We start from the raw sequence: 12,732 nt of genomic DNA on the forward strand, positions 1-12,732 counted from the left end.
AGATTAAGCCTTTGATAAATAGCTATTATATTTGCATTTGGCTATTGCATTTCTCATGATTTTTTTATCAATAATGTCTCCCCTTGGTCGATAATCCCCCTGTTGTAAGCTATACGTTTACCTTCAACCATTTATTTCCATTCGATAGAAAACAACCGATAGGGGTTTATATGGCAGGGAAATACCGCGTGGTACGGCTGGCTGCAATGGCGCTGACATTAGGCGTTGCAACGGTCGGTAATGTTTACGCAGCAGAGGACACTGAAGGTAAGCCGAATATTTTGGTGATTTGGGGGGATGATATTGGGCAATCCAACGTCAGTGCTTACACCTTTGGTTTAGTAGGCTACAAAACGCCAAACATCGACAGTATTGCCAAAGAAGGCATGATGTTTACCGACTACTATGGTGAGCAGTCGTGTACGGCAGGGCGATCAACGTTTATTACCGGGCAAAGTGTCTTGCGTACTGGCCTGAGTAAAGTGGGCTTGCCGGGCGCAGATTTGGGCTTGCAGCCAGAAGATGTCACCATTGCTGAATTGCTCAAACCCTTGGGGTATATGACCGGCCAGTTCGGTAAAAACCACTTGGGTGATAAAGATGAACACCTACCGACTAACCACGGTTTTGATGAGTTCTTTGGTAACCTCTACCACTTGAACGCAGAGGAAGAGCCGGAAAATGTCGACTATCCGAAAGATCCGGAGTTCCGTAAGAAGTTCGGCCCTCGTGGGGTTATTCATTCCTATGCTGATGGCAAAATAGAAGATACCGGTCCTCTGACCCGTAAACGCATGGAAACCATTGACGACGAAACCGTTGATGCCGCGATGGGCTTTATGGAAAAAGCCGTCAAAGCGGATAAGCCTTTCTTCATTTGGTGGAATGCGACGCGTATGCACTTCCGTACCCACGTGAAGCCGGAGCTGCAAGGCACCACCGGGATCAGTACCTATGCCGACGGGATGGTTGAACATGACACCCATGTGGGATTGCTGCTTAAGAAAGTGGATGATTTGGGGATTAAAGATAACACCATTGTTTTCTATTCGACCGATAATGGCCCACACATGAACTCGTGGCCAGATGCCGGTTTAACCCCGTTCCGTGGTGAGAAAAATACCAACTGGGAAGGGGCATACCGAGTTCCTGCTATGGTGCGTTGGCCGGGCCACATTGAACCGGGGACGGTCTCTAATGAGATCATGCACCACATGGACTGGATGCCCACGTTCTTGGCGGCAGCCGGTGATGACAGTGTGAAAGAGAAGCTAAAAGAAGGCACCAAAGTCGGGGATACGGACTACAAAGTGTATCTTGATGGGTATAACCTCCTGCCTTATCTGACGGGTAAGGAAGAGAAATCGCCACGCAAGGAAATTTTCTACTTCACTGATGATGGCGACTTATCGTCACTGCGTTACAACAAGTGGAAAATTGTTTTCCTTGAGCAGCGCGCCAAAGGGACACTGCGTATTTGGGCGGAACCGTTCACCCCATTGCGTGTGCCTAAGATCTTTAACCTGAGAATGGATCCGTACGAAGTCGCGGACATCACGTCAAATACCTACTATGACTGGATGCTCGATCGTGCRTACATGCTGGTACCGGCACAAACCTATGTGGCGCAGTATCTGGAAACCTTCAAAGAGTTCCCACCGCGTCAGAAAGCGGCCAGCTTTAGCCTCGATCAGGTGATGGATAAGCTGAAAGAATCGCAGAATAAATAAGGCGTCATCAAAGAAGCGGGATCCGATTGGGTGCCGCTTCTTTTTTATCTGCGATTACCGATATGGCTATTCAGGTTATACAGTTAAATAAAGTCCCAACATCAGGCAGGTAGGCCAAGGAGGCAACGTGGCAAGGAATGCACAACGACGATATTGGCTGTGGATGATGATGTGGCTGATGGTTGCTATCAGCACGGTTAAGGCAGCCTCGACGGACTATGTCGGTAGCCAAACCTGTGTGGGCTGCCATCAAGACGCTGCCGAAGCCTGGCAAGGGTCTCACCATGACAAGGCGATGCAGCATGCGACGGTCGACAGTGTTTTAGGCAACTTTAATAACGACGTGTTGCCGTTTAACGGGGGCGAGAACCGTTTCTTTCGTAAAGGTGAGGAATATTGGGTGTATATCGCGGGCAGTGATGGCCAATATCGAGATTATCAAATCCGCTATACTTTCGGTTATTTCCCGTTGCAGCAATACATGGTGGCCTTTCCCGATGGCCGTATTCAGTTGATCCCCTTTGCATGGGATACGCGCCCCGAGTCAGAAGGCGGGCAACGTTGGTTCCACCTCTATCCTGATCAAACCGCGACCGATCCGTTTTTCTGGACCAATACAGGTCAGAACTGGAATCACATGTGTGCCGATTGCCATTCCACCAACCTGCAAAAAAACTACGATGCCGATAAGGATCGTTATGACACAACGTATTCGGACATCAATGTGGGGTGTGAAGCGTGCCATGGCCCTGGCAAAACGCACGTTGATTGGGCTAAGCAGACGGTGAGTACAGAGAGCACGTATCACTTTGGGCTGACCCGCGATGTAAAACAAGCGGTACGCCAGTGGGTACACCGCGAGGGCAATCCTACTCTGCAACCCAAAGCCATTGAACAGACAGATCAAGTGGTGGCGTGTGCGCAATGCCACAGTCGCCGCACGCAATTAACTGAGTCACCGCATTCCGTACATGGCGCGATGCAGGGAACGTCCAATGCATCAGCAGAGAAACCATCCGGTGCTAATGCTTTCCTTGAACAATACCGACTCAGCTTGATCACGGATGCGCTTTATTATCCTGATGGACAGATCTTCGATGAAGATTACGTGTACGGCTCATTTTTGCAGTCGAAAATGGCGAAAAAAGGGGTGACGTGCACCAACTGTCATGATCCCCACACGGCAAAACTCAAAATGCCCGAGCCGGCACTGTGTCAGCAATGCCATAACGCCAGTGACTATTCGCCACAAAAGCATACCTTCCACGCGCCGGACTCCGACGCCTCTACCTGTACCTCTTGCCACATGATGGAAACGGTCTACATGCAAGTGGATCTCCGCCGTGACCATAGCTGGCAAGTGCCGCGCCCGGATCTCAGCCAGTACACCGGAGCACCGAATGCGTGTACCCAGTGCCATGAGGATCAAGACGACAAATGGGCGGCAAAACAATTACGTGAGTGGTTCCCGCAGTCTCAGCATCAGAACCCCCGCCACTTTTCTATTGCCTTTTATGCCAACGCCATTGGTCACCAAGATGCGATGGACGCGCTGGCATACACCGCGCAAGACGGCAGTGAAAGCGACATTATTCGTGCCTCTGCGTTGGCGCGTTTGGCGGGCAATGCTGGTGATCCCCGTGCGCTCAGTGCCCGTCAGCAAAATCGGGTGGTGGCATTGGGGCGTGCGGTGAAGCATGACAGTGCAATGATCCGATTAGGGGCCATTGCAGGATCGGAGGGATTTGGGCCGGCAGAACGCTGGCAAATCATTAGCCCACTGTTGGTGGATCCGGTGTTGTCTGTGCGCAGTGAAGCGGCAGGGGCATTAGTTACGGGGTGGTCAGCCTTGTCAGAGGCACAGAAAGAGCGGTTAACAGCACCGTTGGCCGAATACATGGAGATTCAGCGTTACAACGCCGATAGAGGCTTTGGCCGAACCAATATGGGCAACGTCTATCGCGCACAGGGCAACACACAAGCGGCGATCACGGCTTATCAGGGCGCCATTGCGGTAGAGCCGTATTTTGAGAACAGCTACGTCAACTTAGCGGATCTGTACCGTGAGCAGGGTAACGAGCAATTAGCGTTGCAAACCCTGATTGCTGGCATGAAAGCGCAGCCTAAGTCGTCAGCATTGCCGTTCAGTGCCGGGTTGGCCTTACTGCGACAAAGCTCGTCATTACACAGCGGTAGTCACCAAAAAGAGGCGTTGGCGTATTTGCAGCAAGCGGCAGAGCGCGCTGAAACAAACGCCCAGTATTGGTATGTATATGGCTTGGCGCTGGAGCCTCAGGATGTGATGGCGGCGAGCGAGTCATTGCACAAAGCCTTTGCAGTCAGTGGCAACCCGCAGCATTTGTATGCGCAGTGTGATGTGTTGGCAAGAAACCAGCAAGACGCGGCGGTCACGAAGGCATTAACCCAGTGTTTGAATACACTGAGTCAGTATGTGCCCGCAGAAGCGATTGATCGTTTGAAAGGGCAGGCACGAAGTCAGCCTCATTGATCCTGTTGTATTGATCCCGTTTTGCGTATTCCAATGCGAGTGAGCGTGAAGCGAACGAAAACCTGTTAAGGGAGCATTCATGAATCCGACCCAACAAGCAATGAACGACCTGATTGCGCAGACCGAGCGCAGCGTGATTGGTCAAAGCCACGTGGTGCAGGCGTTGGTGATTGGCTTGCTGACCAATGGTCATGTGCTGCTGGAAGGCTTGCCGGGCACGGCGAAAACCCGTTCAGTGAAATCTTTGGCCAATTTGCTCGATACTCAGTTTGGCCGAATTCAATTCACCCCAGACTTGCTGCCTTCGGATGTGACGGGGACGGAGGTTTACCAAGAGGTCGACGGTAAGCCGCAATTGCATTTTCAGGCGGGGCCGATATTCAACAACATTGTACTGGCGGATGAAGTGAACCGTGCGCCAGCCAAGGTACAGGCGGCGTTATTAGAGGCGATGGCCGAAGGAACGATCACCGTGGGTAACGAAACCCATGCCTTGCCGCCGTTGTTTATGGTACTGGCGACGCAGAACCCCGTAGAGCAAGAAGGTACCTACCCATTGCCGGAAGCGCAGATGGATCGCTTCATCATGAAAGTGACGGTGGATTACCCGGACGACAGTGCCGAGCGGGACATTGTGCGGCTGGTTCGTAACGAAGAGCGTAGTGAAGAGCGCCACGCAGAACATGAAGAAAAGCTCACCAGAGACACGCAGCATGATGAGCACCGCCATATCAATCCCGAGGTGGTGTTTGCGGCTCGCCGTGCGCTGCCGGACATTGCAGTGTCTGATTTGGTTGAAAACTATATCGTGGCACTGGTGATGGCGACCCGTCATCCGGATCGTTACCCCGATACCGACTTGTCCCGTTGGATCGAAATTGGTGCCAGCCCTCGCGCCTCCATTGCGTTGGACAAATGTGCCCGTGCTTATGCGTGGTTACAGGGGCGGGATCATGTCTTGCCCGATGATGTGCGCGCCATGGCATCCATGGTGTTGGGGCACCGTATCAGCCTGTCTTACGATGCGTTGGCGGAAGGTGTAACGCATCAGGCGGTAGTGAATGCTTTGCTTGACCATGTGCAGATAGGCTAGGGGCAGAATATGGCCAGACCTACGATAGCGCCACGCTCGCAAGATCTCGACCCGCGTTTGTATTGTGATTATGCCCGGCTGGTGCGTCTGCAATCGCAGGCGATGTCATTCAGTTTGTTGCCGCACCTGAAGGCCGGCAGTGTGTTGTCTGGCCGCCATCAGTCACGGTTTCGTGGCCGAGGATTGAATTTTGAAGAGCTGCGCCATTATCAGCAAGGTGATGACATTCGCAATCTGGACTGGAAAGTGACGTTGCGTACGGGTAAGCCCCATGTGCGCAGCTACACCGAGGAGAAAGATCGCAATGTGATCCTCTGTGTGGATCAGCGCAGCACCATGTTTTTCTCTTCCACCTCGGTGATGAAATCTGTGGTCGCGGCAGACATTGCGGCGATGTGCGCGTGGCGGATCCTCAAAGACGGCGATCGGGTGGGTTTTCTGATAGCCGACAGCCAGCGTCTGCATATCAGTCCGTCTCAGCGCACCCAACATGAAGTCCTGCGACAATTGCGGGTGCTGAGCCAAGCCAATCAAGCGCTCAATGTGCGTTCGCAAGACAGTGAACACGTCAGTTTTTCACATTGGCTCACGCAGCTGGGGCGGATGCGCCTGAAGCAGTCGACCTTGGTGATCATCAGTGACTGGCATGACTGCGATGAAGCCATGTTAGAGCAACTGAAACAATGGCAGCAGCATAACGATGTGTTGGCAGTGCAGATCAGCGATCCCCTTGAACAGGCGTTGCCGTCGTCTTTGGCAAAAGCCAATTGGGTGATTGGGGATGGACAATATCAAATGAATCTCGACTCGAAGGAAAAAGTGGAACAAGCCAGCGAGTACCTGACGGCGCAGGCGGAGCAGCAGCGGGATGCTTTACGGCGCCTGATGGCAATGAAACGCTTGCCACACATTGAATTAGAGACGGGTGGCGATCATTTAAACCGTTTTCGCCAAGCGGTGGGAGAGCGCGGATGAAGCTTTTCACTCTGATAATGGCATTCAGTGTATCGAAGGCTATCGCGCAGTTATCGGAACATACACCACCCAGTAGTTACATGTTGCGTGAGATGCACGAAGTACCGGTGCCGGACAGCGTCAGCCTGTGGCCACAAACCGTGGGGTGGCAAGTGCTTGGGGTGATAGTGGTCTTATGGCTGGCTTACATGATCTATCGCCGCGTGTGGGTCTGGTGGCAAAACCGTTACCGGACGGAAGCCTTAGCGGCGCTGGACACGCTCGGCAATACGCAAAATATGACGCCCAGTGAGCGCAGTCAGGCGCTGTTTCGGGTGTTGAAAACGGTGTTGGTTTATCTCGACAGTCGTCATGCTTCACTGTTTGGTGTGCCTTTTTTACAGCAACTGGAACGCTATATGCCCCATTCCCAAGGCGGTTTTAATACGGCATTGGGGCAGCGGTGGATGCAGTCTTTAGTCAACCCTACCATCACGTTAGATGCGTCAGAATGTAAGGCGTTGTTTGCCTGCAGTCGCGTCTGGATTAAAGCGCATGAACCGCGTTTAGGTCGTGTCGATACGGCCTCTGATGAGCACGCCTCTGAAACACAGACGGATCCGACGAAGGAGGCGCGATGAGTAGTGGGTTAACATCTTTGTCATCGCTCACGACACTGCAGTTTGAGTTCGCCCATCCGTGGTGGTGGCTGATTTTGCCGCTCCCTTTTTTGGTGCATTTTTTGATCCCCGCGTATCGCACCCGCCAGCTGGCAACCAAAGTGCCGTTTTTCCGCCAATTGTCGGAGGCATTAGGCGCCAAACCCACGCGAGGGGCCAGTCAATTATCTCCCCGTTGGTGGCAGCGCGCAGCATTAGCCTTATCGTGGCTATTGGTCGTGATGGCATTAGCTAAGCCCATGGTATTGGGAAAACCGCAGACGCGGGAGCGCATGGGGCGCGACCTCATGGTGTTGGTGGATTTGTCGGGCTCAATGGCAGAAAAAGATTTCACCTCGGATAGCGGCACGAAAATCACCCGTCTCGCGGCGGCTAAGCAAGTGCTGGCCGATTTTGCCAAAACCCGCAAAGGGGATCGCTTAGGTTTGATTTTGTTTGGGGATGCGGCTTTTGTGCAAACCCCGTTTACCGCAGACCAAGCAGTGTGGCTCGCGCTGTTGCAACAAACCGATGTGGCAATGGCAGGGCAAAGTACCCACTTAGGGGATGCAATGGGCTTGGCCATCAAGGTGTTTGAGCAAAGCGCGCAATCGCGTATCGCCTCCGGTGACACTGAGCCCCGTGAGCAAGTGGCGATTGTGCTGACAGATGGCAACGATACCGGCAGTTTTGTCGAGCCGGTGGAAGCGGCCAAGGTGGCAGCGGCGAAATCCGTGCGCATTTATATGATTGCGATGGGGGATCCGCGCACGGTGGGAGAAAGCGCGTTAGATATGGACACCATTAATCAGGTCGCCGCGTTATCCGGCGGTAAAGCGTTCTCGGCACTGAATCGGCAAGAGCTGGCACAGGCGTACGAGCAGGTCGGTAAGTTGGAACCCCAACTCTATGAGAGTACAACCTATCGGCCGAAACAGAGTGTGCATTACTACCTGATTGCGCTGGTGGTGGTTATCTATCTGACGGCGTTTATTCTCGCTTCGGTGCAGCGTCATCGTGCCCGTATCGCAAAGCCTGAGTCAGTGAAAGAGACGGGAGGCCAGCATGGTTGATGGCTCTTTTTTTGATGCGGCTCTTTTTGATATTGCTCTGTTTGATAATCAAAGTCTCCAGGCGTTTTTCACCCAATTTCATTTTATCCGTCCCTACTGGTTGTTGGCGTTATTGCCCCTGTGTGCGGTGGTGTATTGGCGCTGGCGAGAAGACAGCCAGCCGCGTTGGCAGTCGATATTGCCCGATCATTTACGCCGTGCCTTAACGGTGGGCGATCAGGGCTGGCGCAAACAACTGCCACTGAAAGTATTGGCGTTAATCATGACGTTGGCGATTGTGGTGTGTGCCGGGCCGACATGGCAGCGGCAAGCTTCACCGTTTGGGGAAGATAAAGCCTCGATGCTGGTGGTGTTGGATAACAGCGAAAGCATGTTACAGACCGATTTACCGCCCAGTCGGCTGGAGCGAAGCAAACAGAAAATCCGCGATTTATTGGCCTTGCGTGACGGAGGAAAAGCCGGATTGGTGGTCTACGCGGGCACGGCCCATATCGCTATGCCGGTGACACAAGACAGCCGCGTGTTTGCCCCGTTTTTAGCTGCCATCGTGCCAGATATTATGCCGGTTGAAGGTAAGGCCGCTGAGCAGGCATTGCCGTTAATTGCGGATCAATTACAAGCGGCGCCGGGTTCCACAGTGCTGCTGGTCACTGATGGGGGCAGTCAACGCACCATTGACGCTTATGGCGAGTATTTCGCGAATAATCCCTACCAGTTACTGATTCTGGCGGCGGGTAACCCCGATGTGGCCAGTCCTGATCCGGTTGATATGAAGGCGTTGGAAGCACTCGCCAGTGCCAGTAACGGACGGATAGTGACGGTGACGGTGGACAGCTCGGATGTGGAGGCGCTGAATCGCTATATCGAGCGCAATATGCAGCTCAATGGGGAATCGGCCATGCCGTGGAAAGACATGGGCTATGGTTTGTTGCTCCCGATTGCGCTGATTTTACTGCTGTGGTTCCGCCGAGGGTGGCTGGTGCAGTGGAGTTGGGTGGCGATGGTGTCACTCTCGTTGCTGTTGTCTGCCGTGTTCAGCGCATCGCTCTTGTATGCCCCTGCAGTGAATGCCCAACCGGTAGAGATGAAAGCCAAACAAACCGACCCTGTTGAGACGCTGACCGCGTTAGATAAAGCGACGCAGTGGTGGTGGGACTTATGGCTCACGCCGGATCAGCAAGGGCAACGACTGTTTAATCACAACGAGTATCTGGCGGCAGGGCAGCATTTTGAGGATCCGCTACGCAAAGGCATCGCTTATTACTATGCGGGGGAATTTAAACTGGCGCATACCGCGTTTATTCAGGTGGATTCTGATCGTGGTCAGTATTACGCCGCCAGTGCGTTAGCCCGTCAGCGTGAGTATGTGGCGGCGCGTGATTTGCTCAAAACCCTGCTGGATAAACCCGGTTTAGATCCGGCGTTAAAAAGCGACGTTGCCCATAACTATCGGGTACTCAGCGGCATTGTGGATGACATCAATCAGTTCAGTGAAAGTCAGGCGGGTTCAAGCGATGGGCCGGAGCAGTCATTTGAATTGGGGGATGAGCCACAAACCGCAGAAGGGGCGGATGAGAAAACCTCGGCCGAATTGATGGTGAAAGCGCATTTGAGTGCCAGTGAATTACTGGGCAGTGATGACTTGGCGGATAAATGGCTAAAGCGGGTAGAGGCGGATCCCAAGTATTTCCTTAAAGCGAAATTCCAGCTTCAGCTGCTCGATCGCGATCAGCAAGCCGATTCGAATACGGCAGGGGATCCTAACGACGGAGGTGATCCGTAATGGCACGAATGACAGATGTTCCGGATCGATCGTTGATGGTCAGGGTGTTTGCCGTGTTGGCGTTCTTTACTCTGGTATTGATGAGTGCCAGTGTCCACGCGGCTTCCGATAAGACCGGTGTGCGGGTGAAAGCGTGGGTGGGGGATGAAAACGAGAAAGCGGCTTTCAGCGTGAATGAGCAGGTGATCCTCTCGATTGATGTTTCTACGCCGCGTTGGTTTACTGGTGGTACTCGCATCGGCCGCGTCGATATCCCCAATGTGATTGCCAAGCAACGTAATCAATTAGCCACTAATTACACGACACGGGAGCAAGGGCAAACATGGTCTCATCAACGGTGGGAAATTACCTTGTACCCGCAGCAGTCCGGCCAGTTTACCATCCCGCCGATTGCCGTGAATGCGCAGGTATCCGGAGAGGATGGCAAGTCGGTACGTGGCACGGTGCAGACGGCTCCGGTAACCTTTGACGCCCGCTTACCGTCAGGTTTGCTCACCCAAGACAGCATTTGGTTTACCGCCAGTCAGGCGGATGTCAGTCAGACATGGCAGTCATCGACGGAGACATTGCATGTCGGCGATGCGGTGACCCGTACGATAACAATCACGGCAAAAGACAGTTTGTCGGTATTATTGCCCGATTTAATGGCGGCAGACACCGGCGGTGATCATGTAGCTGCCTCATCACGGAATTATCAGGCTTATGCTCAGCCGCACCAACTCAGCGATACCCAAACGCGAGGGGATTATCAGTCCAGCCGTACCGAGCAGACGGTGTATATCCTGCAAATGGGCGGGGACATTCAGTTTCCGGATTACACCTTTTATTGGTGGGATACCCAGCATCAAACTTTGCAGACAGAAACGGTTGCGGGCAAGTCATTCCATATTGCCCATACCTGGCGTTCGTGGCTGGCCTATTACTGGCCCATTTTAGCGAGCGTGATTTTTACCCTGTTGGTGCTTGTCGTTATTTTGTGGGCATTGCGCCGGTATTTTCAGACGCATCCCAAACCGGAGCGGTGGCAGTTATGGCAACGGCTACGAAAAGGGCAATGGGTGCAAGCACGTACCTTGATTTACCGCCGTTTGCGCTTAAATGCGGGCGAGGTGGAAATCACCAAAGCCAACGTTGGCGAGGAGCTACCCACGTGGCAGCAAGACAGCGAAGCCTTTCAACAGGAAGGAGTGGCAGAACACCAGAAAAATCGTGATAACGCCGCACGTTTTCAACGTCTATGGCGACATGTTTCTGGAAAAAGCAAGACAGGAAGTATGACAAAAGGCACGGTAGAAAGCGGTGAGAGTGAAACCATCATCACGCGTCTTCGGCAGTGGCGATTACCCAAAGCTTTGCCTGAGTTAGCCAAAGCGTCAGATGCTATTGCGTCGAAAAAGAAAACGCAGCCAAAGGTGTAAACCATTGGCTGCGTTATGCGCGAACGTGACAGGCGAGGTTATTTCACCGTCAGTGATTGCCCACGGCTGTTAATCACATCTTGGTACCAGTAAAAGCTCTTCTTGCGTTTACGGATCAGTGTGCCTGTGCCGTCGTCGTGGCGATCCACGTAAATGAAGCCATAACGCTTTTTCATTTCAGCGGTGGAGTTGGCGACTAAATCAATCGGCCCCCAGCTGGTAAAGCCCATCAGTTCGATACCATCCAGCATGGCTTCTCGGGCTTGTACCAAATGATCGTTCATGTACTGAATGCGGTAATCGTCCTGAATCTCGCCGTTTTCATCCAACTCATCGATGGCTCCTAAGCCATTTTCCACAATGAATAGCGGCTTTTGGTAACGATCGTGCAGGAAGTTCAGCAAAATACGCAGGCCTTTTGGGTCGATCAGCCAACCCCATTGGCTTTTCTCCAAATACGGATTCGGCACGCTGTCGACAATGTTGCCGACTTCTTTTTGTTTCGGATCGGCGCTTGCACAGCCACTGGCGTAGTAGCTGAACGAAATGAAATCGACCGAGGCTTGCGCAATGGTGTCTAGATCTCTGTCTTCCATTGCAATCGTGATGTCATTTTCGCGGAAGTAACGCAGCATGTAGCCCGGGTATTTGCCTCGGGTTTGCACATCACCAAAGAACAACCACTTGTTGTTTTCATGCATGGCGGCAATCACATCATCCGGGTTACAGGTGTACGGATAGTTGATGGCACCCAGCAGCATGTTGCCGATTTTGCTGTCAGGAATGATGCGCTTGCAGGCGTTAACGGCAACGGCATTGGCGACCAGTTGGTGGTGAATGGCCTGATAAATCGCTTGTTCAGACGCGTCTTCCTGTAAGCCAACGCCGGTAAACGGCGCATGCAGTGACATGTTGATTTCGTTGAAGGTCAGCCACAGTTTCACCTTGTCTTTGTAACGCTCGAACACGGTAGTGACGTAACGTTCAAAGAACGCAATTAAGCGACGATCGCCCCAACCGCCGTAGTTTTCCACCAGCGCGTAAGGCATTTCGTAGTGAGACAAGGTGACAAACGGCGTCATGTTATATTTCGCCAGTTCATCGAAGATCTGATCGTAATAGGCCAATCCGGCTTCGTTTGGCGTTTCCTCATCCCCGTTCGGGAAAATGCGTGTCCAGGCAATCGACAGGCGCAGACAGTTAAAGCCCATTTCATTGAATAGCGCGATGTCTTCCGGGTAGCGGTTGTAGAAATCAATCGCCAGATCTTTGATGCCCGGTGTGCGAGCCTCGCGGGTTTGGTGCGGGCTCAAAATGCCGTTCGACAGCATGTCAGAGGTGGATAGGCCTTTGCCATCTAAATTGAAAGCGCCTTCTACCTGATTAGCAGCAATCGCGCCGCCCCAGAGAAAATCGTGCGGAAAAGCGGTCATCGTGATGAACCTCGTCTGTCTTAGCTTGTGTGAATGAATGGTTTTGCGTGAATGAATTGTCTTGTGTGAATAGCGCGCCT

The 12,732-nt window shown here is 52.7% G+C and carries 9 protein-coding genes; 8 read left to right on the forward strand and 1 reads right to left on the reverse strand.

The window, feature by feature from the left end; genetic code table 11:
- Positions 1–170: 170 nt before the first annotated feature.
- The 8 genes from L4C36_RS07380 to L4C36_RS07415 all read left to right on the forward strand — a co-directional run bounded on the left by L4C36_RS07380 (position 171) and on the right by L4C36_RS07415 (position 11,219).
- Positions 171–1,730, forward strand: a complete 1,560-nt coding sequence (locus tag L4C36_RS07380; protein WP_428477156.1) for an arylsulfatase — start codon at positions 171–173, stop codon at positions 1,728–1,730.
- A 163-nt stretch (positions 1,731–1,893) separates the two neighbouring features.
- Positions 1,894–4,239 (forward strand): cytochrome c3 family protein, encoded by a 2,346-nt coding sequence (locus L4C36_RS07385; protein ID WP_428477255.1) that lies wholly within the window; start codon positions 1,894–1,896, stop codon positions 4,237–4,239.
- 79 nt (positions 4,240–4,318) lie between these two features.
- Positions 4,319–5,332 (forward strand): AAA family ATPase, encoded by a 1,014-nt coding sequence (locus L4C36_RS07390; RefSeq protein ID WP_428477157.1) that lies wholly within the window; start codon positions 4,319–4,321, stop codon positions 5,330–5,332.
- 9 nt (positions 5,333–5,341) lie between these two features.
- On the forward strand, positions 5,342–6,307 hold the full coding sequence (locus tag L4C36_RS07395; RefSeq protein WP_428477158.1) for a DUF58 domain-containing protein: 966 nt from the start codon (positions 5,342–5,344) through the stop codon (positions 6,305–6,307).
- Complete coding sequence (locus L4C36_RS07400; RefSeq protein WP_428477159.1) at positions 6,304–6,927, forward strand: DUF4381 domain-containing protein; 624 nt, start codon at positions 6,304–6,306, stop codon at positions 6,925–6,927. The genes L4C36_RS07395 and L4C36_RS07400 overlap by 4 nt, the downstream gene beginning before the upstream one ends.
- Complete coding sequence (locus L4C36_RS07405) at positions 6,924–8,018, forward strand: vWA domain-containing protein (protein ID WP_428477160.1); 1,095 nt, start codon at positions 6,924–6,926, stop codon at positions 8,016–8,018. The genes L4C36_RS07400 and L4C36_RS07405 overlap by 4 nt, the downstream gene beginning before the upstream one ends.
- Positions 8,011–9,801 (forward strand): vWA domain-containing protein, encoded by a 1,791-nt coding sequence (locus tag L4C36_RS07410; protein WP_428477161.1) that lies wholly within the window; start codon positions 8,011–8,013, stop codon positions 9,799–9,801. The genes L4C36_RS07405 and L4C36_RS07410 overlap by 8 nt, the downstream gene beginning before the upstream one ends.
- Positions 9,801–11,219, forward strand: coding sequence for a BatD family protein (locus tag L4C36_RS07415; RefSeq protein ID WP_428477162.1), 1,419 nt, complete (start codon positions 9,801–9,803; stop codon positions 11,217–11,219). The genes L4C36_RS07410 and L4C36_RS07415 overlap by 1 nt, the downstream gene beginning before the upstream one ends.
- 38 nt (positions 11,220–11,257) lie before the next feature.
- Here the strand turns inward: L4C36_RS07415 and L4C36_RS07420 are convergent, their stop codons facing one another.
- Positions 11,258–12,652, reverse strand: coding sequence for a glycoside hydrolase family 1 protein (locus L4C36_RS07420; RefSeq protein WP_428477163.1), 1,395 nt, complete (start codon positions 12,650–12,652; stop codon positions 11,258–11,260).
- Positions 12,653–12,732 lie beyond the last annotated feature (80 nt).

The organism is Photobacterium japonica (assembly GCF_050337005.1).
Classification (GTDB): Bacteria; Pseudomonadota; Gammaproteobacteria; order Enterobacterales; family Vibrionaceae; genus Photobacterium; species Photobacterium japonica.

Coding starts and splice junctions, on each gene's coding strand:
- L4C36_RS07400 (WP_428477159.1), top strand. CDS start 6,304: ATGAAGCTTTTCACTCTGATAATGGCATTCAGTGTATCGAAGGCTATC.
- L4C36_RS07420 (WP_428477163.1), bottom strand. CDS start 12,652: ATGACCGCTTTTCCGCACGATTTTCTCTGGGGCGGCGCGATTGCTGCT.
- L4C36_RS07395 (WP_428477158.1), top strand. CDS start 5,342: ATGGCCAGACCTACGATAGCGCCACGCTCGCAAGATCTCGACCCGCGT.
- L4C36_RS07415 (WP_428477162.1), top strand. CDS start 9,801: ATGGCACGAATGACAGATGTTCCGGATCGATCGTTGATGGTCAGGGTG.
- L4C36_RS07410 (WP_428477161.1), top strand. CDS start 8,011: ATGGTTGATGGCTCTTTTTTTGATGCGGCTCTTTTTGATATTGCTCTG.
- L4C36_RS07390 (WP_428477157.1), top strand. CDS start 4,319: ATGAATCCGACCCAACAAGCAATGAACGACCTGATTGCGCAGACCGAG.
- L4C36_RS07405 (WP_428477160.1), top strand. CDS start 6,924: ATGAGTAGTGGGTTAACATCTTTGTCATCGCTCACGACACTGCAGTTT.
- L4C36_RS07385 (WP_428477255.1), top strand. CDS start 1,894: ATGATGATGTGGCTGATGGTTGCTATCAGCACGGTTAAGGCAGCCTCG.